The sequence below is a fragment of the uncultured Parabacteroides sp. genome (assembly GCF_947855115.1).
Taxonomy (GTDB): Bacteria; Bacteroidota; Bacteroidia; order Bacteroidales; family Tannerellaceae; genus Parabacteroides.
Genome location: NZ_CANTZW010000020.1, coordinates 22,692 through 43,376, shown reverse-complemented (window position 1 = coordinate 43,376; position 20,685 = coordinate 22,692). Strand labels below are relative to the sequence as shown.

Annotated in this window: 19 protein-coding genes; 10 read left to right on the top strand and 9 right to left on the bottom strand. The window is 45.0% G+C overall.

What is annotated here, in order from left to right; all coding sequences use genetic code 11:
- The first annotated feature begins 21 nt into the window (after nucleotides 1–21).
- The gene (locus tag Q0110_RS12555; RefSeq protein WP_297906752.1) at nucleotides 22–1,287 is read left to right on the top strand and encodes an FtsX-like permease family protein; all 1,266 of its coding nucleotides are present in this window, start codon (nucleotides 22–24) and stop codon (nucleotides 1,285–1,287) included.
- Nucleotides 1,288–1,384: 97 nt separating this feature from the next.
- Here Q0110_RS12555 and Q0110_RS12550 read toward each other — a convergent pair whose 3' ends face one another.
- Nucleotides 1,385–1,942: a phosphatase PAP2 family protein gene (locus Q0110_RS12550; protein ID WP_297906748.1), complete on the bottom strand. Its 558-nt coding sequence runs from the start codon at nucleotides 1,940–1,942 to the stop codon at nucleotides 1,385–1,387.
- Nucleotides 1,943–1,948: 6 nt separating this feature from the next.
- Complete coding sequence (locus tag Q0110_RS12545; protein WP_297906745.1) at nucleotides 1,949–2,326, bottom strand: diacylglycerol kinase family protein; 378 nt, start codon at nucleotides 2,324–2,326, stop codon at nucleotides 1,949–1,951.
- A gap of 170 nt (nucleotides 2,327–2,496) precedes the next feature.
- Here Q0110_RS12545 and Q0110_RS12540 point away from each other — a divergent pair, with 170 nt between their 5' ends.
- Genes Q0110_RS12540 through Q0110_RS12530 form a run of 3 tightly spaced genes read left to right on the top strand, consistent with a single transcriptional unit; the run spans nucleotide 2,497 to nucleotide 6,693 of the window.
- Entirely contained in the window at nucleotides 2,497–3,984 is a 1,488-nt protein-coding gene (locus Q0110_RS12540) for a TolC family protein (RefSeq protein WP_297906741.1), read from the top strand.
- Nucleotides 3,985–4,010: 26 nt separating this feature from the next.
- Complete coding sequence (locus tag Q0110_RS12535) at nucleotides 4,011–5,381, top strand: sigma-54 dependent transcriptional regulator (RefSeq protein WP_297906739.1); 1,371 nt, start codon at nucleotides 4,011–4,013, stop codon at nucleotides 5,379–5,381.
- A 10-nt stretch (nucleotides 5,382–5,391) separates the two neighbouring features.
- Nucleotides 5,392–6,693: an ATP-binding protein gene (locus tag Q0110_RS12530; RefSeq protein WP_297906736.1), complete on the top strand. Its 1,302-nt coding sequence runs from the start codon at nucleotides 5,392–5,394 to the stop codon at nucleotides 6,691–6,693.
- Nucleotides 6,694–6,830: 137 nt separating this feature from the next.
- Here Q0110_RS12530 and Q0110_RS12525 read toward each other — a convergent pair whose 3' ends face one another.
- Both Q0110_RS12525 and Q0110_RS12520 read right to left on the bottom strand, forming a co-directional pair.
- On the bottom strand, nucleotides 6,831–7,928 hold the full coding sequence (locus Q0110_RS12525; protein ID WP_297906733.1) for an aminoglycoside phosphotransferase family protein: 1,098 nt from the start codon (nucleotides 7,926–7,928) through the stop codon (nucleotides 6,831–6,833).
- Between the two features lie 90 nt (nucleotides 7,929–8,018).
- A complete protein-coding gene (locus tag Q0110_RS12520) occupies nucleotides 8,019–8,273 on the bottom strand; it encodes a type B 50S ribosomal protein L31 (RefSeq protein WP_007659112.1) in 255 nt (84 codons plus the stop codon).
- A gap of 224 nt (nucleotides 8,274–8,497) precedes the next feature.
- On the opposite strand from Q0110_RS12520, the gene Q0110_RS12515 reads away from it, so the two are divergent.
- Together Q0110_RS12515 and Q0110_RS12510 are read left to right on the top strand one after the other, a co-directional pair.
- On the top strand, nucleotides 8,498–9,496 hold the full coding sequence (locus Q0110_RS12515) for a class II fructose-bisphosphate aldolase (protein ID WP_297906729.1): 999 nt from the start codon (nucleotides 8,498–8,500) through the stop codon (nucleotides 9,494–9,496).
- Nucleotides 9,497–9,827: 331 nt separating this feature from the next.
- Nucleotides 9,828–10,451, top strand: a complete 624-nt coding sequence (locus Q0110_RS12510; protein WP_297906727.1) for a DUF4923 family protein — start codon at nucleotides 9,828–9,830, stop codon at nucleotides 10,449–10,451.
- A gap of 18 nt (nucleotides 10,452–10,469) precedes the next feature.
- On the opposite strand, the gene Q0110_RS12505 is transcribed toward Q0110_RS12510, so the two are convergent.
- Nucleotides 10,470–12,611, bottom strand: coding sequence for an HRDC domain-containing protein (locus tag Q0110_RS12505; protein WP_297906724.1), 2,142 nt, complete (start codon nucleotides 12,609–12,611; stop codon nucleotides 10,470–10,472).
- A gap of 152 nt (nucleotides 12,612–12,763) precedes the next feature.
- Nucleotides 12,764–14,731: an alpha-L-arabinofuranosidase C-terminal domain-containing protein gene (locus tag Q0110_RS12500; RefSeq protein ID WP_297906722.1), complete on the bottom strand. Its 1,968-nt coding sequence runs from the start codon at nucleotides 14,729–14,731 to the stop codon at nucleotides 12,764–12,766.
- A gap of 89 nt (nucleotides 14,732–14,820) precedes the next feature.
- On the opposite strand from Q0110_RS12500, the gene Q0110_RS12495 reads away from it, so the two are divergent.
- The gene (locus Q0110_RS12495) at nucleotides 14,821–14,961 is read left to right on the top strand and encodes a hypothetical protein (RefSeq protein WP_297906860.1); all 141 of its coding nucleotides are present in this window, start codon (nucleotides 14,821–14,823) and stop codon (nucleotides 14,959–14,961) included.
- A 79-nt stretch (nucleotides 14,962–15,040) separates the two neighbouring features.
- Here Q0110_RS12495 and Q0110_RS12490 read toward each other — a convergent pair whose 3' ends face one another.
- A complete protein-coding gene (locus tag Q0110_RS12490; RefSeq protein ID WP_297906719.1) occupies nucleotides 15,041–16,639 on the bottom strand; it encodes an aspartate:alanine exchanger family transporter in 1,599 nt (532 codons plus the stop codon).
- 119 nt (nucleotides 16,640–16,758) lie between these two features.
- Between Q0110_RS12490 and truA the strand changes: the two genes are divergently transcribed.
- The 3 genes from truA (at nucleotide 16,759) to Q0110_RS12475 (ending at nucleotide 19,140) form a co-directional block, all read left to right on the top strand.
- Complete coding sequence (gene truA / locus Q0110_RS12485; RefSeq protein WP_297906716.1) at nucleotides 16,759–17,517, top strand: tRNA pseudouridine(38-40) synthase TruA; 759 nt, start codon at nucleotides 16,759–16,761, stop codon at nucleotides 17,515–17,517.
- Nucleotides 17,518–17,602: 85 nt separating this feature from the next.
- Complete coding sequence (locus Q0110_RS12480; protein WP_297906713.1) at nucleotides 17,603–18,499, top strand: DMT family transporter; 897 nt, start codon at nucleotides 17,603–17,605, stop codon at nucleotides 18,497–18,499.
- 11 nt (nucleotides 18,500–18,510) lie between these two features.
- A complete protein-coding gene (locus Q0110_RS12475; RefSeq protein ID WP_297906710.1) occupies nucleotides 18,511–19,140 on the top strand; it encodes a DUF3256 family protein in 630 nt (209 codons plus the stop codon).
- A gap of 154 nt (nucleotides 19,141–19,294) precedes the next feature.
- On the opposite strand, the gene Q0110_RS12470 is transcribed toward Q0110_RS12475, so the two are convergent.
- The gene (locus tag Q0110_RS12470) at nucleotides 19,295–20,137 is read right to left on the bottom strand and encodes a PepSY-like domain-containing protein (RefSeq protein ID WP_297906707.1); all 843 of its coding nucleotides are present in this window, start codon (nucleotides 20,135–20,137) and stop codon (nucleotides 19,295–19,297) included.
- A gap of 48 nt (nucleotides 20,138–20,185) precedes the next feature.
- Nucleotides 20,186–20,629 (bottom strand): PepSY-like domain-containing protein, encoded by a 444-nt coding sequence (locus Q0110_RS12465; RefSeq protein WP_297906704.1) that lies wholly within the window; start codon nucleotides 20,627–20,629, stop codon nucleotides 20,186–20,188.
- Nucleotides 20,630–20,685: the final 56 nt, after the last annotated feature.

Genomic DNA, 20,685 nt, shown 5'->3' with positions numbered 1-20,685 from the left:
ACCGATAAAATAGATACATATATGATACGACATTTATTGAGATTGATATGGAACCAGCGCAGGCAGAACGGTTGGTTATGGGCAGAGTTGTTGTTGGTATCTGTATTCCTTTGGTTCCTTGTGGATTATTTATACGTGATGGGACGTACCTACACCACTCCTTTAGGATTTGATATCGAGCATACGTACCAAATCGGTTTTGGGGATCTTTCTGATTCCAATCCAGACTTCCTTTCGAAGGAGGAGCGTGCTCCCGGAGATACTGATGGAGCCTTGCTTCTGGACTTGCTAGAACGTATCCGGGCTTACCCGGGCGTGGAGGAAGTTTGTTATAGTGACGCGGGAATACCTTATACACAAGGTACACGCTTCATTAATTTCCAGGTCGATTCGTTGGAGCGTAATTGCCGTTGGATGAAAGTATCGCCCGATTATTTCACCGTATTTAGGGTACGAGACCGGGAGGGGCGTACCGAACCGTTGGTGGAAGCACTTCGTAAGCCGCAAGGCGCAGTCTTCAGCGAAGGGTTTGGGCAAGATGATCCGGACTTTAATCTTTCGCTTGGACAAGAGATCGTACGCATGTTTGTGAATGACCATTTCAAGCTAAATGGTATTTGCCAACCGGTGCGTCGGAGCGAGTATGAGCGGGCAGAGCCGGTCGCATTCTTGCCGATCACGGCTTCTACCGTGGCAGATGGTTATTATGATGGTGAGATGAATAGCCTAGAGGTCTGCTTCCGGGTACGTCCAGAGGTAGATGACACTGGTTTTGCGGCCCGTTTCCGCAAAGATATGGCAAAACAGGCCCGAATCGGGAATATATATATGCTGGATGTGACCCCGATGTCAGATTTGCGGACACAATATATCCGTTCGACCGGCGTGGAGAACGAGGTAAAGACCCGTGTGGCGGTAGCCTGTTTCCTGCTGGTGAATATATTCCTTGGTATTATCGGTACCTTCTGGTTCCGTACGGAGTATCGTAAAGGCGAGATGGGGCTGCGGATGGCATTAGGCTCTACACGTCGCCAGTTGAATTCCATTATGATGGGAGAAGGTATCTTGCTGCTGATCTTGGCGTTCGTCCCCTCATTGGTTATTAGCTTTAACATCGCCACTATGGATCTGGTAGATTCCTATCTACTCCCGTTCACGTGGCTGCGTTTCGCAATTTGTGAAGGGATAACATTTACTTTGATCGTCTGTATGATTATCTGCGGTGTATGGTATCCGGCCCGTACAACGGCTCGGTTAGAGCCGGCGGAGGCGCTGCATTATGAATAGAGTAACTTTACAAGTTTCACACATACACACAATTAGAAGCCCGGTCTTGTAGCGATACACGGCTGGGCTGTTTATTTCCAGTGAGAGCGTTTTCCCGTTAAAAGGTCATAGAGGCATAAACCCCGTAATGCCCGTCTCCCGCTACCGGGCTGATTGATAGGTTATGCTTCTTAGCGAACGGGCGGGTAAAGATATAAGCGCTTCCTGCGCCGATAACAGCTCCTGCCGCCACGTCCCACCAATCATGCTTCTTTCCGTATACACGGCTCCACCCGACATACGTCGATATCGCATAGGCGGGAATACCCCATTTCCATCCGTAATGCCGCTGGATAAAAGCGGCCCCGGCAAAAGACACGGAAGTATGCATAGACGGGAAGGAATGATTGTCGCTATAATCCGGACGTTCTTTTTTGACCAAGTATTTCAAGGCATACGTAACCCCCAGTGTCGTAACCCCGGTAAAGACACCTTGCTTCAATCCCTGCCAGTCTTGCGTGGCTAATATCGTAGCCAACCCCGCTACCGGGGTGATAAATACCAATACGTCGCCCGAGGTACGTACAGCCTTGCGGCTTCCGGTCACTTCCAGTTCCTGTGCGTTCACGGATAGGCAAAGCAGGAGTGCCGTTAATATGAAAAGGATATGTCTCATGTAAGTTTAAAATATAGTTGCTATTTTAGGTATAAAGATAATCGATCCGGTTATAGCGGCTGCTATCGCTATCAATAACACGGCTCCTGCCGCTAAATCTTTCGTTCGCTTGATTGCCTCGTTGTATTCTGGCGAGACCAGATCGGCTAAAGCCTCTATTGAGGAATTTACGGCTTCTGCCGCGAAGACCGCCCCGATAACGATGACTACGGCTACCCATTCCATACGGGATAAACCAAGCAAGGCCCCGGCTATAAGCACACAAGCCGCCGCAAAGCAATGTATCCAAGCGTTATGCTCTTTCGTTATCAATAGCCTGATTCCATTGAAAGCGAATTTAAAGCTCTTGATCCTTTTCCGGAATGTAAACCCTTCGTTCTTCATTTATAATTTTACGATATGTATTATTGAGTCGGGCAAAGATAACCATTCTTTTCAAAAGCGAACACACTGTCCATTATCGAACACCTTAAATATTCCTATTTGTCGGATTATCAATAATATATGTTTTTGGCATACCTTTTGCCTTAAGCTGAATAAAAAATTATACAGAAATGAGAAGGATCTATATAGCGATATGTTGTCTGTGGGCGGGAATTTCAGGAGTATATGCCCAGGATAATACGAATAGAGTTCGAGTAACCTTGCGGCAAGCGATTCAGATCGCCCAGCTTCAATCCGTGGATGCGGCCGTTGCGTTAAATGAGTTGCGAACGGCCTATTGGGAGTTTCGCACGCACCGGGCGGATCAGTTGCCGGAAGTGGTATTTACAGGGACGTTACCTTCCTATAGCAAGCAGTATTCGAAATACCAGCAATCGGATGGTTCTTATACCTATGTGCAAAATAATGCGTTAGGATTGAATGGAGAGATCTCTATCGCCCAGAATATAGCTTTGACCGGAGGTAAGATTGCGTTGAATACCTCGTTGGATTTTACCCGGCAGTTAGGTAGTGGAGCTTTCAACGAATTTATGAGTGTGCCTGTTAGCCTGACGTTGACGCAACCGATTTTCGGCGTGAACGACCAAAAGTGGAAACGCCGTATCGAACCTGTCCGTTACCAAGAGGCTAAAGCTACTTATATGGAGAACGTGGAGAATGTAACGATCGCTACCATCACGAATTATTTCAATTTGTTGCTAGCGGAAGATAATCTGGACATTTGTAATCAGAACTTGGTGAATGCTAATAAACTTTACGATATCGCGATAGCAAAGCGTAAGATCGGGCATATCTCGGAAAGTGAGTTGATGCGCCTGAAACAGTCGGCCTTGCAAGCGAAAGGTAAGTTGACCGAGGCCCAGTCTAATTACAATGCGATGATGTTTAAGCTTCGTTCCTTTTTAGGGATGAGTGAGCAAGACGTGATCGAGCCTGTCCTTCCCGAACCGATAGAAGGTGTTCGCATGGATTATCAGGCTGTATTGGAAAAAGCTCAGGAGAATAACTCGTTCTCAAAGAATATCATGCGCCGCCAACTTGAGGCTGATTACGATGTGGCTACCGCTAAGGGAAATCGCCGGAGCATTAGTCTGTTTGCCTCCGTGGGGTATACCGGAAAGGACAAATCAATGAGAGGGGCTTACAACCCTTTGAAGGATAACCAGATCGTAGAGGTAGGACTCTCGATCCCTATCTTAGACTGGGGAAAACGGAAAGGAAAGGTGAAAGTAGCCGAATCGAATCGGGATGTCGTGCTTTCCAAGATTCGCCAGGAGCAAATGGATTTTAACCAAGATATCTTCCTGTTGGTGGAGAATTTCAATAATCAAGCCGCTCAATTAGAAATAGCCGCCGAGGTGGATACTTTGGCTGAAAAACGCTACAAGACCTCGATCGAGACTTTCATGATCGGAAAGATCGATATCCTAGACTTGAACGATGCCCAGAGTTCGAAGGATGACGCGAAGCAAAAGCATATCCAAGAATTGTATTATTACTGGCGTTATTTTTATAACATCCGTAGTATAACATTGTATGATTTTCTGAATAATCGTACATTAGATGCCGATTTTATAAAGTTGGTAGTTGACAAATGACAACAGCCGGCTAAAAAAGATAGAGTATGATATTGATAATAGATGATGACGCAGTTGTTCGTTCCTCGCTTACATTCCTGCTAAAACGTGCGGGGTTTCAGCCGGAGGCGGTTTCGGGGCCCAAAGAGGCTTTGGAGGTAGTCCGTACCGAGGCGCCGAAGCTGATCTTGATGGATATGAACTTCACGTTGACCACCACGGGGGAAGAGGGAATCCGCTTATTGAAACAAGTGAAGATCTTTCGCCCCGATATTCCGGTAATCCTGATGACCGCTTGGGGATCGATCTCATTGGCTGTCCAGGGAATGCAAGCCGGGGCTTTCGATTTTATTACGAAACCTTGGAATAATTTGGTGCTGTTAAAATCGATCCAGACCGCTTTGGAATTAAGCGAGCAGAGGAAAGAGACGAATGTTCCCTTGAATCGTTCGGAGGCTGACCGTAAGTTTCATTTTGATAAGATTATAGGGCAGAGTACCGCTTTGATGGATGTGCTGGGTACGGTTTCGCGTATCGCCCCGACGAACGCCTCTGTCTTGATTACCGGCGAAAGCGGTACAGGAAAAGAGTTAATAGCGGAGGCTATCCATGCGAACAGCCCTCGGTCGAAAGAGGCTTTCGTGAAGGTGAACTTGGGTGGACTTTCCCAGAGCCTTTTTGAGAGTGAGATGTTCGGGCATAAGAAAGGAGCTTTTACGGATGCGTATATAGATCGGGTGGGACGTTTCGAGATGGCGAACAAAGGAACTATATTTCTGGATGAGATTGGCGATTTGGAATTGTCTTGCCAAGTGAAATTGCTTCGTGTATTGCAGGATCAAACATTTGAGGTGTTGGGGGATAGCCGTCCTCGTAAGGTGGATATACGGGTCGTAAGCGCCACGAACCGGGATTTGCGGTCGATGGTGGCAGACCGTACGTTTCGCGAAGATCTCTTTTACCGGATCAACCTGATCACGGTGCATTTACCCGCCTTGCGCGAGCGAAGAGAGGATATTCCATTATTGGCACGGTATTTCGCCGATAAGCAATCGGAGGCCAATGGATTACCGAGGATTGAGTTCTCGTCGGATGCCCAGGCTTATTTGAGTCGCCTTCCCTTCTCCGGTAATATCCGCGAGTTGAAGAACTTGGTGGAGCGGACGGTACTCGTATCAGGCAAGACTTTTTTGGAAGCCTCAGATTTCGAGTCTCAGTTTATAGATACATCCGGTTCTAAGTCTGCGATTCTGCCATCTATGGATGGGTTGACTTTGGATGAGCTGGAGAAGCAAACTATTCTACGCTCTTTGGAGGTACATGGAGGTAATTTATCGCATGTTGCGGCGGCATTGGGGATCAGTCGTGCCGCTTTATACCGGAGGTTAGAGAAATACGGGATCCCGGTGGATAAATAAAAGAGGCAGGATGAGATTGAAAGGGTGGTTCTGGATCTTGACGGCGTTGCTGCTGACTATATTGGCGGTGGTGACTTATTATGTCTTTTATACCGCTTCGGTCCGGATGTTTTTCGCGGTAGAAATGTTGGTCTTGATTACGGTCATCTATTTATTGGTCTTTTATCGCCGTATTGTAAAGCCGTTGCATATTATAGGCAATGGCATGGAGCTGTTGAAGGAGCAGGATTTTAGTTCCCGTTTGGGAAAGGTTGGCCAGACGGAGGCAGACCGCGTGGTTGATGTCTTTAATAAAATGATGGAGCAGTTGAAAAATGAACGTTTGCATCTCCGGGAGCAAAACCACTTCTTAGACCTGCTGGTCAACGCTTCTCCGATGGGAGTGATCATCTTGAACTTGGATGAGGAGATTCTATCCATGAACCCGGCCGCATGTAAATTATTTGGCGCACGGAGTTCGGAAGAGATGGTGGGAAAACGTTTTCTCCAATTAGATTCGCCACTGGCGGAAGAACTGGTACGAGTCCCTATGTATCAAGCCCAGACCGTCCGGCTGAACGACGCTAATATTTATAAATGCACGCATTCCTCCTTCGTGGACCGGGGTTTTCACCATCAGTTTTATTTGATAGAGACATTGACCCAAGAAGTATTCAAGGCTGAGAAGAAAGCCTATGAGCAAGTGATACGTATGATCTCTCATGAGGTGAATAATACGACCGCAGGCATCACCTCTACCCTGGATACGCTGGAATCCACTTTCAGCGGGATGAAGGATATGGAGGATGTCTGCGAGGTTTTGCGAGTCTCCATCGAACGTTGCTATAGCATGAGTCATTTTATTACCAATTTTGCGGACGTGGTTCGTATACCCGAGCCCCAAAGCCGCCCGCAGGAATTGAGCCAAGTGGTTTTCTCTTGCAAACGTTTTATGGAGACGATTTGCCAGAACCGGAATATAAAGATTGTCATGGATCTGAGTGAGGAGTCACCAGTCGTGAACTTGGATAATTCCTTGTTCGAGCAAGTCTTGGTTAATATTATCAAGAACGCCGCCGAATCCATCGGGCAGGATGGAACGATTTATATCCGTACGACTGTGCATCCTACTTGCCTGGAGATCGCCGATACAGGTAAAGGTATCGATAAGGAAACGGAGGCGAAGTTATTCAGTCCCTTCTTCTCTACGAAACCGAACGGACAGGGGATCGGCCTGATCTTTATCCGCGAGGTGCTATTGAAACATAACTGCAGGTTCTCTCTTCGCTCTTACTCGGATGGGTTGACGAGGTTTAAGATTTGGTTTACTTGAAATAATCCCCAGGTCTTGAGTTTTTTACGTGTTAGCTTAGGTTGTATCTTTACGGCTGTAGGACGTTTAGGGTTAGTTGTATACGATTCGGGCGGGATGAATCACCCCGCCCGCTTTATTTTCTTTTGTATGATAGTTTATAACCATTGATTCATGAATCGATCCATTTCTTCCGCATGGGCCTCCAGGCTTTGAAGTAACTTGAATTGGGCTTTTGTACGGATTAAGTTATGTTTCGGGCTATGTATCTTGTAATAGGTATCGCCGTTGATGTAATCTGTTAAAAAGCGAACGGTCTGCATATAGGTCAATAAACGACCTCCGTAGGGCAATAGCTTGATTTCCGTAGGAGTTAAGAAAGCCTTTGCCTTTTCCATGTACCCGCGGGTGTAGGCTTTGAATATCTCCATGTTTACGTTTACGTTATCCAGGTTCTCATCGTCCTCGGCTCCTGTATTGGCCCCTGTGCGGATAAAGTCGCCGATGTCGGAAAGAACGAAGCCCGGCATTACGGTATCTAGGTCGATCACGCAAAGCACCTTGTCGCTCTCGGCATCGAACATCATGTTATTTACTTTCGTATCGCAATGGTTCGTGCGTTTCTTCAATTTTCCTTCGCGGTATAGGCGTTCTTGGATACACATCGCTTCCGCACGCTTCTCGATTTCCTCTACCAGGTCTTTCACCTCGTCCAGCCGGCCAACCGGATTGGCGGCTACAGCCTCACGGAATTGTCGCAGACGGAACTCCATGTTATGGAAGTTCGGGATCGTCTCGCCTAATGTCCCCTCGGGTATGTCTGACAACATGGTTTGGAAATCGCCGAACGCTTTGCCGGCCTCGTAGGAAAGATCGGGGGTTACCTCTTCGTAACTTTTGCTGCGGGGGATGAACAGGCATACCCGCCAGTAGCTGTCTCCGTCGAAAAAATATTTTTTCCCGTCTTTGGTAGGCAAGAAGGTTAATACCTTACGGTCGATATCTGTTTCCCCTTTTTCTTCCAGTTTCTTGCGGATATGGGAGGTGACTATATGGATGTTGTTTTGCAACATCTCGACGTTGGTGAAGATCAAATGATTGATACGTTGTAGCACGTATTTGATCTCCCCTTTCTCGTTTGTCACTTTCAGTGTATCATTAATGTGTCCGTTTCCAAAAGGTTCAGCGGAAACTACTTTCTCGTCCAACTGGAATTGGTCCAAGATGTTTAGTAATTGTTCTTTCGTTTTTGCCATGATATTTTATTGTGTTAACTCCGGCAAAGATACAAAAAAAGGCTACGATATAAATCGCAGCCTTTTTTATTTCTTAAAAGAAAAGAAATCTTATTTCTTGTTACGGTTACCATAACGGCTCATGAACTTATCAACACGTCCGGCTGTATCGACCAACTTAGACTTACCGGTGTAGAACGGGTGAGAAGTATTGGAGATCTCGACCTTTACCAACGGATAAGTAACGCCGTCAATCTCGATCGTCTCTTTAGCGTTAATCGTGGAACGAGTGATGAATACATCTTCGTTAGACATGTCCTTAAATACTACAGGACGATAATTTTCAGGATGAATACCTTTTTTCATTGCTTTATTATCTATTTTTAATTTATACTCTGTATATATTTGGTAACCGGTATTTTGGCTTGCAAAGGTAAGGCTTTGCCACAAACAAACAAAGAAAATCGTATTATTTTTTTTGAGGGTATTGATTTTGTGTTATTTTATATGCTTTGAAGCATCATTTATCATGAATCTTGATTATCTTTGTACAAGTTTTTAATCATTAACGTAATAACATAATAACAACTATGGTAAATTACAAAGATTTGGGTTTGGTGAACACAAGAGAAATGTTCGCTAAGGCTATTAAGGGCGGATATGCTATCCCTGCTTTCAACTTCAATAACATGGAACAAATGCAGGCTATCATTAAGGCTGCTGTAGAGACAAATTCTCCGGTTATTTTGCAGGTTTCTAAGGGCGCTCGCCAGTACGCAAACGCTACTTTGCTTCGTTACATGGCACAAGGTGCTGTTGAATATGCTAAGGAATTAGGTTGCCCGAATCCTCAGATCGTTCTTCACTTAGACCATGGTGATACGTTTGAGACTTGCAAGAGCTGTATAGACTCTGGCTTCTCCTCTGTAATGATCGACGGTTCTCACCTTCCTTACGAAGAGAACGTTGCTTTGACAAAGAAGGTTGTAGACTACGCTCATCAATTCGATGTAACTGTAGAAGGCGAACTTGGTGTATTGGCAGGTGTTGAGGATGAGGTTTCTTCAGACCATCATACTTATACAGATCCCGAGGAAGTGATTGATTTCGCTAATCGTACAGGTTGCGATTCTTTGGCTATCTCAATCGGTACTTCTCACGGTGCTTATAAATTTACTCCGGAGCAATGCCATATCGATCCGGCTACTGGCCGTATGGTACCTCCTCCATTGGCATTCAATGTATTGGACGCTGTTATGGAGAAACTTCCGGGATTCCCGATCGTTCTTCACGGTTCTTCTTCTGTTCCTCAGGAAGAGGTTGAAACTATCAACAAATATGGCGGTGCTTTGAAGGCTGCTATCGGTATTCCTGAAGAGGAGTTGCGTAAGGCTGCTAAGTCTGCTGTTTGCAAGATCAACATTGACTCAGATTCTCGTTTGGCGATGACGGCTGCTATCCGCAAGACTTTCGCCGAGAAACCGGCTGAATTCGATCCTCGTAAATATCTGGGCCCGGCTCGTGATAACATGGAGAAACTTTATAAGCACAAGATCATCAACGTTCTTGGGTCTAACGATAAACTATAATTAGGTGTTTCCTGATATAAGAAAGGAAGCCATGCCGGAGACGGTGTGGCTTTTCTTTTAATACAGCCTTAAGGCGGCAGGGAGCGTTGTCGTATCGGGATTATGGAGCACGGAATTTATTCGTTTGGGGGCGTTTCCGTCTATATGTTGTCGAGGGCATTGGAATTACTTTTAAGATGGAAGGCGGGCCTTTAGCCTGTCCTTTGTAATACCGGATAGCTATGTCGCGGTTTGCCTTCTCGCGATATGTCCGTATAAAGTTATTTAAAACGATGTATAAATAATATTTCGTATCTTTGATAAATTTTCTAATTGAGTAAAACACAAAAAGATGAAAAAGTTATTATGTATCTGGATGGCCTTATTAGGCTTTTTGTTGATTCCCGGAAACATGAAGGGACAGTCCTTAAAAGATATCTTAAATTCATCAGCCGTAAAGAATGCCGTGACCTCTGTTACCGGAGGAAAAGCCGTGACTTTCGATAATTTACAAGGAACTTGGACTTATGTAAACCCGGCCTTGCAGTTGGGAGGGGATAATGCCTTGAAGAATGTGGCGGGAAGCTTGGCAGCGACGGAAGCGGAGAAGAAAATGAAAGAATATTGTGCGAAGATTGGTATCGTGGAAGGCGCATTTAATTATGTCTTTAACTCGGATAGCACGTTTACGAGCGCATTGAAGAAGGGAAGCCTCAAAGGAACTTACTCCGTAAATCCGGAGGATAAAACCGTGACATTACGGTATACGCTGGGCAATAAGAAACTGACGATTTCTACGCTTACCGCCCATATCGTCCTTTCCGGCGATGAGCTGACACTGCTTTTTACCGCCGATAAGTTGCTGAAGTTCCTGAGTACGGTTTCTTCTATATCCAGCAATGCTACCTTGAAAGCTGTCAATAAGTTGGCGAGTGAGTACGATAGCATGATGCTGGGCTTTGATTTGAAGAAATAATCAAATAAAAGTAGTTCCCTACTCACCTTCTCCTGCGGAAGATGAGTAGGAAGATACGATGTCTAATATTATTTTCCCGTAGTTCTCCATGATTTTCTTGCCGATTCCGGGTATCCTCAGCAGTTCTTTCGGGTTTGCGGGCAAAGTGTTGCAGATACCGATTAAAGCTTTCTGTTGTAAGATCGTGTAAGGGGGTAATCCTTTTTCTACGGCAAGCTCATATCTCCACTCTTTCAAACGGGTATATAGCTTGGGATGTAAGACATCCGTGGAAACGGAGATCTTTTCCGTCTCCGCAGGTTTCCGGGTGGATTTCCGCTTGTTGGCGGTAACCGTCTCCTCAATGCTCGCCTTAGCCTTGGCAGATAGGTAATCGGTGAGGCGAAAACCATCCTGACTGGCTTTTAATGTGGCGACCTTCACCGTAAGTTCATCACTGAAAGCTTTTAACGCAGATATGAACGCTTTTCGAGCCTCTTTATTATCGATCTCCACATCGGAGGCTTCTATCAAGGGATGACAGTAGGTTTCGATCTTTTCAAGAAAATAAGCACAGCCTTTTCGGATACGGTCTTGTATATGTTCGTCCGCATCATAGCGACTTGTGCTGGAGACCATACGGGTGAGTTGCTGGCAAAAACGATCGCCCACTTCTACTATATCCGAGCGGAAATAATCCCGTATCCGGGGATAGTGGTTGCTCAACTCCGGATATAGTTTTTGCAGGTGAGTGTATACGATGTAGGATGTATATTGTAGCTTTTGTTGTACGGACCTGAAATCGAATAGTTCGGTGACTAGTTTCAAGTAGTACTGTCGCTGGGCTTGTCGGAGTTGGTCTTCGCACGGTTGGCGTTCCGAGAGGGAAGAGGTATAATTTAAAATCTTCTCATCGCTAATCAAGGCATTTCTGGTGATTGGGCTGCTAAGTACCATTCCTTCCAAAGTTTTGCAACGGCTCAAGGCTACGTAGACTTGTCCGTGCGAGAAAGCGGCAGAGGCATCAATGATGGCATGCTCGAAAGTCAAGCCTTGGCTTTTGTGGATCGTGATTGCCCAAGCGGTTTTCAGAGGGTATTGGCTGAAAGAGCCGGCGATTGTTTCCGTGATTTCCTTCGTGTTCTCATCGATCGTATATTTTACGTTAGTCCATGTCTCCCGGTCTACGGTGATATCATTACCGTCGTTGTCGGATACGATGATCTTGTCCGAGCTGATGAAGATGATTCGGCCGATCTTCCCGTTATAGTACCGTCTCTCGCCGGAAGAGTCGTTTTTTACGAACATGACTTGAGCGTCTAGTTTTAATTCCAACACTTCGTCGGTCGGATAGGAGTAAGCGGGGAAGTCATCCTTGATTTCTGCACGGAACGTATAAGTGGGGCCGGGGAGCTCCTGCAACTTCCGGTTATTGATTTGCTGGGCTTGGTAATTATGGGTCGTTAGCGTGATATAACCCGCTTTATCGTCTGGATTGAAATTAGGAATATAGCGTTGGTTCAAGATGCGTAACGTATTCTCATCGAAACGGCCTTCCCGGATGTTATTCAATAAGCGGATGAATGTATCATCCGCTTGACGATATACTTGAGTCAACTCAATGCAAAGGTAATCACTCTCCGAAAGTGCCTTGCTGTCGAAAAAGAAAGGAGAGGCATAATGTTGTTTCAACAAGCTCCATTCCTCATCTTTCGCTACGGGAGCTAATTGTTGTAAATCACCGATCAGTAAGAGCTGTACACCACCAAAAGGTTTATCCCTGTCTCGATAACGGCGTAGCATATCACTGATAGCGTCTAGTAAATCGGCACGTACCATACTGACTTCTTCAATCACGAGCAAGTCCATACTACGGATGATATTAATCTTGTCTCGACTGAATTTATGGGTGTAGGATTTATTCTGTCCCGAAGCCATTTCGCTACCCGGTATATACGGTCCGAAGGGTAGTTGGAAAAAGGAGTGAATCGTTACACCTCCCGCATTGATCGCCGCTACTCCGGTAGGCGCTACCACGATCATCCGTTTGGGGGAGGTTTCTTTGAGTTTCTTCAAGAATGTGGTCTTTCCTGTTCCCGCTTTTCCGGTAAGGAATATACTGGTTCCGGTATTCTCCAGATAGTCGAAGGCTAGGTTTAATTGTGTATTCGTTTGCGTCATATTTAAGTCGTTTAGATGAATTTACAAATGTACGTATAATCTTTCAAACGCTCTTTCCGAACAGAGACCTTTTCTCTCTCGCTTCTCTGGTAGTGGCATAGGTACCCGGTAAATGCGTTACTCACGCATTTACTGGGTTGCCTGTAGATCAACTATAAAGATACCCTGTAAACCGAAAAGCTTAATGGCTGTATGGAGACCTCGGTGACGGGAGCTTCCAATTCTACCGCGGATTCGACCGGAATGACCTCTTCAGGTTTGCTCAATGTATTCTTCGCTTCCAGGTTGTCTGCATGTAAGATCGTCAACTTCCCTTTATGTTTGCCGGATGAGATTCCATTCAGGTTTAGTTTGATCTTTTTATTCTGGATGCTGGTGTTGACGATTTTGATGATGATCTCGTTCGTATTCCTGTCGAGAGCGGCAGTGGCGAATAGTTCATTTTGCCCACTGACAGCCTCTTTGTTCATTGTCAAAGGTAATACGTTTGTTCCGGCGTTGTGTCCGTATAACTGTTGTACGTAATAATTAGGGGTCTTAACGCAGTTTAGGTTGTTGAACCAGATTAAGTCTGGACGCCATTGCCAAGCATCAGCATTTGCGAATAGAGGGGCGTATGTGCATAATTCTACTATGTCGGCATTACGTTCCAGACCGGTCATGAATGCCGCCTCGCATAGGGCGGTAAGGAAACTATTCTCCCGGTTATTCGAGTGGCATGCGTATTCTCCGGCAAACACTTTGGGCCCCTGCCGGTCGTACGAGTCATATCGTTTGGCGCTATTTAAGAACCATTCAGGCGAGCGATAAAAGTGTTCATCCACGAGATCTACTTTTAAACGTTTCATCTCCGGCCATAAATACTCGAAATCTTTTCCTTCTGAATTAGAGCCGGAACTGCCTACAATTTTGATTTCCGGATATTTAGCTCGGATAGCTTTCACGAACAATTCGAGGCGTTCGGGGTATAAAGGCCCCCATTGTTCATTGCCGATAGCAATGAATTTCAGGTTGAATGGTGCCGGATGTCCCATGTCTGCACGCACTTTACCCCATTGGGAGGTAACCGGGCCATTGGCGAATTCGATCAAATCTAAGGCATCGTCTATATAAGGTTGTAATTTGTCTATTGGTACGTGTTGGTCCATGCCCTCATTTTCGAACTGGCATGACAACCCGCAATTCAATACAGGCAGAGGTTCAGCCCCGATATCCTCGCTTAATTGGAAATATTCAAAGAATCCCAACCCGTAAGATTGATAATAGTCGGGGAATTTTTTGTGAGGAAATGTATAATTCCATCGGTTGATATTGATAGGTCGGTTCTCTACGGGACCTACTGTGTTTTTCCACTGGTAACGGGTGGCAATGGTCGTACCCTCAACGATACATCCACCCGGAAAACGAAATATTCCCGGTTTTAGATCTTTCAAAGCTTGTGCTAGGTCACGGCGTAAGCCATTCGGACGATTGTTGAATGTCTTTTCCGGGAAGAGAGAGATGTGCTCCAGATCCACGGTTCCTGCTGTTTCCATCGTGATGCGTAGGCGTGATTTTGCCTCTGTTTCTTTGGGAGACAGGATGACAGAGTACCTTTTCCAGTCTTTGCCTTTTACCTCTAGATGTTGCGTCTCGTAGATATCATTTTCTTTGTTTACCAATTCTATACGTAGCATGATCGAGCCATTGGTCACGGTGCGGGCGTATAAAGAGAAGTTATATTTTTCGTCTGCTTTGATCCCAATGCCCTTGAAACCTTCGTTCTCCAGACCGGTTCCGGTGATTTGCCCGGCATAAGTTAGGCGTGCGTAGTGCGGGTTTTTGTCAAAACAAGGATTCTTTTCAGATATACTTACGTTACCGAATGGCTCCCAGCCTCCCCATGGATTCTCGAACTCAAAAGAGCGGTTCTTGATCAGTTCTGCGTACAATCCCCCGTCGGCCCCGAAATTGATATCCTCGAAAAAGATACCATACATGGTTGGCTGGATAGGTGAACCTACTTTCTGCACATCAATGTTGAACTCATGGACAGGCATGATGTCTTGTGCGGTCGCATAGCTTATGCCTATACTTAGGAGGAATAAAGCGGCGATTTTTTTCATGTTCTTTCTTTTCATATTATGTTTTCCGGTAAATAAAGATTTAATGGTTGCAAAAATACACTTATTAATGATATTTCCAGTAAGTAAGAGACTCATATAAGAAGATGAAGTATGTTACCGCTGGTGATGCGGGTGTTGAGGTTTCGCCTACGGCAGAAGAAGTAGAAGGCTTTAACACATATATCGAGAATTACAAAGCTGGGTTACCAATAGAGGAAGCTGCCATACGATTTAAATACAATTGACGTTGTGACCCTTACCATCCCTATAGCAAAACTTTGTTACAGGGATGGCAGAGTTTTACGATCTCTTTATAAAGAGGAGCTAAACGATCAAGTTCGCTATTACTTGTATAAACAAGATCAAGAATACCATCGCTATCGGGTAAACGGTAGCGTAAGCTACACTTGGGGCCGGGCTGTCTGTCATGGAATCTGCGGCGGCAAGCCCCGGTGTACTGGTCATACCGCCGGCGATTGTCCCGATTAAATCAAGAATGTTGATCTTAAAGAAATAATAACCAGCTAATACGGCTATAATCATGGGAGCCATTGTTATGGCGATACCAACTCCGAATAGGGTCAAGCCACTCGATTGGAAAGTGGAAACCAAGTTTACTCCGGCAGATGTTCCTACCTCGGAAAGGAATAACAATAATCCCAATTGGCGAAGCAAGTTATTGGCAGAACCAGACATAGACCAGATGATCGGGCCTGTCTTTCCGATGGCGCTTAATACTAGGGCAACCATAAGGATACCGCCGGTCAGTCCCGGAGAGAATGAGAAGGAATCTGAAAGGGATATGTTTAGTTTCCCGAATATGACACCTAGTACGATTCCCATTGCGATAGGGAAAAAGTCTGTATCCGAAAGACGCTTCTCATCATTTCCGATGAATTGAGCAAGCTCGTTTACGCTTTCTTTCTCGCCAGCAACCATCAATTTATCTCCAAACTTCAACACTAAATTCGGTTCAGGCGAAAGATCGATACCGCTTCGGCGTACACGAGTCACCGTACAGCCGAAAGTACCTTGCAGATTTAAATGACCGAGCGATTTATTGATAATTCCCTTATTGGTCAGTAGCAGGGACTGCAAAGTCTGCCCGCCGCTTAGCGGCAAATCACCTTTAATACGTTCTCCCAATAATAACATCAGTTGCTCCAAGGCTTTTTCATTACCTACGGCTTTCAATAAATCTCCTTCATGAAGTACGGTATGGGGAGTTGGCATGGATATGACATTGTCATGCTTTATACGGGAAACTACCGCTCCTGTCATGGCCCGAACCTGTAATTGGGCCAAATTCTTGCCACAAATGTTTTTGTTCGTTACTTTAAATGCGGCGGTATGTAAAGCCGGATATTGGCTTTTTCGTTGGATCTCCAGCGCTTTCGCCTCGGCGGTCAGGTCCTTATGAAGCATTTTGGGTAAGAGTTTTACGAAAAGGATCACGCCGATCACGCCAAACGGATAAGCGATACCGTAGGCGATAGAAGCGGCGGGTGATTGTGTGGAGTCGATCGCTACCGCCAGACCGGGTGTACTTGTCAATGCTCCGGCGATTAGACCGACGATGCTGGGTGTGTCGATATCTAAGATATATTTGAATAAAATTCCGGTAAGGCATGCCGAACCGACAATTAATAACGTCAGGATAATAAGAGTTTTACCTTTGGAGCGGAAAGAATCAAAAAATCCGGGACCCGCTTGGATACCAATGGTAAAGATGAATAACACCAACCCTATATTCCCCAATTCCTTGGGGATGATAACCCCGAAATGACCGAATAGCAAGGCGATGAAAATAACTGCCGATACGTCTAGCGAAAGACCTTTGATCTGTATCCGGCCTAGCATGAATCCAAGCGCTATGATCAGAAACAGGGCGAAATAAGAAGACTGAAGTAATGTTTCAAACATGTCAGATAGTTTTGAAGTGAAGCTATTAAAAACACAAAATTAAACTTTTTTATCCATTCAAGCAATGGCTTAGCCAGATTTCTGTACCTTTGTGCCACATTTTAGAAAAGAGTATAAACGTGAGACGATATTTTATATATCTGGGATATAACGGGAGAAATTTCCGGGGGTGGCAAATCCAGCCGAATGGCATGACGGTTCAGCAATCCATAGAGGAGGCCTTAGCCATTTTAATGCGTAAACCCGTGCCTATCGTGGGAGCCGGCCGTACCGATACCGGTGTACATGCCCGCTTGATGATCGCCCATTTTGATTGGGAGGAACCGATTGAGGATTTGGTTTTCCTTGCGGAAAAACTAAACAGGCTTCTACCGAAAGATATCGCCATTTATAAGATTGTGCCTGTCATACCAGAAGCGCATGCCCGTTTTGACGCTACTTCACGCACCTATAAGTATTATATTACGACGAAGAAAGACCCGTTCAATTACGAGCTGGTTTATAAGCATCCAGGTCGTTTAGATTTTGAGGCGATGAACGAGGCATGTAAGGTTTTATTCGATTATATTGATTTTACGAGTTTCAGCAAATTGCATACAGACGTAAAAACGAATAATTGCCATATCCAGCATGCGGGCTGGACGCAAGAAGGAGATGTCTGGGTCTTTACAATCCGTGCCGACCGTTTCCTTCGCAATATGGTGCGTGCGATCGTGGGTACTTTGCTAGAGGTAGGAAGAGGACGCTTGACGATAGACGGCTTCCGAGGCGTAATCGAGGCGAAGGATCGTTGCAAGGCCGGAACCTCCGTGCCGGGACACGCACTATTCCTAGTGGATGTCACGTATCCGGAGAAACTCTTTCTGGTTGACAGTTGACAAGTAACAGTTGATAGTTGACAGTTACACCAAACGCTATCCCCTCGCATAATTTATAATTCTCAATTCTTAATTTTCAATTACCATGTGGTTAGCTCTAGCTTTCCTCTCTGCCTTCTTGTTAGGTTGTTACGAGGTTAATAAAAAAATGTCTTTAAACGGGAATGCCGTTATCCCCGTATTATTCTTTAATACACTCATAAGTAGTTTGATTTTCGTCCCGTTCATTTTGCTCTCTTTCTATACGGATTGGCTGGACGAAACGATGGTGTATGTGCCCCGGGCCTCTTTGGAGGATCATGTGAAGGTGTTGATAAAAGCGGTGATCGTCTTATCCTCATGGATATCGGGATATTTTGCCTTGAAACATTTACCGCTGACGATAACCGGGCCGATCAAAGCCAGCCAACCCGTACTTACGCTACTGGGTGCGATGCTTCTGTTCGGAGAGCGGCTGAATCTATATCAATGGGTCGGAGTCTTGCTTTCCATCGCCTCCTTTTATCTCCTTTCCTCTTCGGGAAAGAAAGAAGGGATTCATTTTGCCCACAATAAATGGATCTTCTTCACGATCCTGTCTATCTTGACCGGAGCGATGAGCGGATTGTATGATAAGCATTTGATGCGTAGTATGGATGTGATGACGGTACAAGTCTGGTTCAATGTCTATCAATGCCTTATCATGTTGTTCATCCTGTTATTTCTATGGTATCCGAACCGGAAAAGAAGTACGCCTTTCCAATGGCGCTGGAATATCATCTTTATCTCGGTCTTCCTATGCGTGGCAGATTGGGTATACTTTTATGTCTTGACATTCCCGGATTCCATGATCTCTATCGTATCGATGGTACGCCGAAGCAATGTATTGGTGACATTCTTGGCGGGAGCCATCTTCTTCCATGAAAAAAACTTAAAGAACAAGGCGATCGACTTATTCCTTGTGTTGTTAGGAATGATATTCCTATATTTGGGGACAAAATAGAACATTAGATAATGAGACGAATTATAGTTACATTGCTGATTTGCGTTTATGCGCTGGGTATGAACGCACAGGATATGGCAGGCGTATTCACGGCGATGCCGGATCAATACATCCCTCAGTTGGAGCATGCTTGGCGAAAAGATTTGGTAGATCTTTATAACTCTGGAAAAGAAGCCCGGTTAAAAAATACGATGAACGGCTTCTCTATCTTACAGAAGCTGACGAATGATTACCTTTTGCTACAAACCACTGAGCGTAGCACGGTAGAAATGAAACTGCTTCCTTTAGTGAACAATACTTATGTGGTTTGCATGATCTCTACGGTAAACGGGCCGGCTCCGGATAGCCGTGTCGAGTTTTTTACGACCAACTGGGAACCTTTGGCGGCATCGGATTTGTTCACTCAACCCACTTCTGATTGGTATATTAAGCCCGGAATAGATAAAGAAGACGAGGCTTATCAAGAAGTAGTTTCATATTTGGATATGGATTTAGTTCAATATCGATTAAGCCCGGATAATCAGACATTGACCGCTATTTATACGACACCACAATATCTGAACCAAGAAACTCGCAAGAAAATAGCACCGTACTTGAGCGAGCCAAGAGTCTATACTTGGGAGAAATATCATTTTCAGTAATTCTTTTTCTTGATCCATCCGTACCGACATAGCCGGTGAGGTTCTACTGCAACCCGGGTTGCAGTACTACTGTAATGCTGTTGCAGTATTACTGCAATCTAGGTGCAGTAACACTGCAACAGCCGTTGCGGTACAAATGCGATAAGGAGTTTTTTTAATGAGCGGGAGAAGTCAAGATTCCCTCTTCGTTAAAAAGAATCGTTATATCACGGTCTCCTTGTTCCAGCTCGAACTCATAAGAAAGTCCTTCCACTTTTTGAATGACATGAATATCGTCAATTCGATAAGAAGCATAAATGGAGGCCTTGAATGCGCTCATTACGACATCGGGTACTTGGGAGAAACGTATTTCCCACTCCGTGTATAACCATTTATTTTGGGTATCCAGCCAAACCTCCTTATGGATATTCTCATGGAGGATATCAACCTCGGTTCCTCTGGCTTCCGTGTCGATCTCGAAGATTGTCGCTCCCGGATACATCTCTTGGATGAGTTCTTTAATAGCGCTGGGGGTGACGGATGGCCGGTGCTCGTTATGGTCGTTACCATCGGTCACTTCCTTGATGAGGATACCACCTTCTGTATAGTGTAAATCAGCGTCTTTCTCGCCGCTTTCCACGTCAAGCACATAGACTGTTCCGGCATCCGGACGTTCCAGCATATCTACATCGTCTACTTTCCATGTTGCGTATATACTTGCCTCGAAACTATTTTTTATGGTTTGGGGCAATGCGTTGTAAGGCAGGTCGGTCTCTGTCAGCATCCAGTTCCCTTGTGGGTCGAACCAAGCTTCAGCCTCATAGGAACCGGTGTAGAACTCAGCCTTCACATAACCTGCCTCATTCTCCCAATTGACACGTTGGGCATCAGGATATTTTGTGTCGAAGGCTTTCGTTACGATACTTTCGGGTGTGAATTGATTGTCATCATCATCACAAGACATGAATACGGATGAGCTACACACCAAGATTGCCATTATGAATACTTTTGTTTTCATACGATTAATTTTAAAGATAAATAATTTAGTACTTATTTAGGGTGTTTATTAATAGTCTATATCAATCAAGTTTCCTTTTAGGTCGAATTTCACCTCAAGGCCGTTGTCTAGTTTTATCTCATAGTCCCGGATATCTTTATCCATTACAACAACCCTATTCGAAGGATAGTTCTTCTTGATATGATTTTGGATTACCTCCGGAATGATCGCCTGTGGAATGGGGTGGCTATGCCGTTTGATCTCTTTCCATTCTCCTTTACGGTTGAACTCCACATTGGTTCCGTCTGTGAGGATCACGTCATAGCTACTGATCCATATCAGATTTTTCTCTATTTGGATATGTGAGACAGGGATATCCTTGAAATAATCCGATATGAACTGGCGGCTGGATGCCGGTAACATGTTGGTGTCGTTCGTGATCTTATCGTTACCGCCACAAGCCATAATAAATAATAACGGTAATATTATCGTTAAATGGTTGATCTTTTTCATACGCCTTGTGTTTAATTATACCACAAAGAAAAGGATACATTTTGGAAAATTTTGGG

Bases quoted from the DNA above. Each gene is read 5' to 3' on its own strand.
- Q0110_RS12500 (WP_297906722.1), bottom strand. From the start codon at position 14,731: ATGAAAAGAAAGAACATGAAAAAAATCGCCGCTTTATTCCTCCTAAGT.
- Q0110_RS12515 (WP_297906729.1), top strand. From the start codon at position 8,498: ATGGTAAATTACAAAGATTTGGGTTTGGTGAACACAAGAGAAATGTTC.
- Q0110_RS12540 (WP_297906741.1), top strand. From the start codon at position 2,497: ATGAGAAGGATCTATATAGCGATATGTTGTCTGTGGGCGGGAATTTCA.
- Q0110_RS12510 (WP_297906727.1), top strand. From the start codon at position 9,828: ATGAAAAAGTTATTATGTATCTGGATGGCCTTATTAGGCTTTTTGTTG.
- Q0110_RS12505 (WP_297906724.1), bottom strand. From the start codon at position 12,611: ATGACGCAAACGAATACACAATTAAACCTAGCCTTCGACTATCTGGAG.
- Q0110_RS12545 (WP_297906745.1), bottom strand. From the start codon at position 2,326: ATGAAGAACGAAGGGTTTACATTCCGGAAAAGGATCAAGAGCTTTAAA.
- Q0110_RS12525 (WP_297906733.1), bottom strand. From the start codon at position 7,928: ATGGCAAAAACGAAAGAACAATTACTAAACATCTTGGACCAATTCCAG.
- Q0110_RS12555 (WP_297906752.1), top strand. From the start codon at position 22: ATGATACGACATTTATTGAGATTGATATGGAACCAGCGCAGGCAGAAC.
- Q0110_RS12495 (WP_297906860.1), top strand. From the start codon at position 14,821: ATGAAGTATGTTACCGCTGGTGATGCGGGTGTTGAGGTTTCGCCTACG.
- Q0110_RS12490 (WP_297906719.1), bottom strand. From the start codon at position 16,639: ATGTTTGAAACATTACTTCAGTCTTCTTATTTCGCCCTGTTTCTGATC.
- Q0110_RS12465 (WP_297906704.1), bottom strand. From the start codon at position 20,629: ATGAAAAAGATCAACCATTTAACGATAATATTACCGTTATTATTTATT.
- Q0110_RS12550 (WP_297906748.1), bottom strand. From the start codon at position 1,942: ATGAGACATATCCTTTTCATATTAACGGCACTCCTGCTTTGCCTATCC.
- Q0110_RS12530 (WP_297906736.1), top strand. From the start codon at position 5,392: ATGAGATTGAAAGGGTGGTTCTGGATCTTGACGGCGTTGCTGCTGACT.
- Q0110_RS12470 (WP_297906707.1), bottom strand. From the start codon at position 20,137: ATGAAAACAAAAGTATTCATAATGGCAATCTTGGTGTGTAGCTCATCC.
- Q0110_RS12480 (WP_297906713.1), top strand. From the start codon at position 17,603: ATGTGGTTAGCTCTAGCTTTCCTCTCTGCCTTCTTGTTAGGTTGTTAC.
- Q0110_RS12535 (WP_297906739.1), top strand. From the start codon at position 4,011: ATGATATTGATAATAGATGATGACGCAGTTGTTCGTTCCTCGCTTACA.
- Q0110_RS12475 (WP_297906710.1), top strand. From the start codon at position 18,511: ATGAGACGAATTATAGTTACATTGCTGATTTGCGTTTATGCGCTGGGT.
- Q0110_RS12520 (WP_007659112.1), bottom strand. From the start codon at position 8,273: ATGAAAAAAGGTATTCATCCTGAAAATTATCGTCCTGTAGTATTTAAG.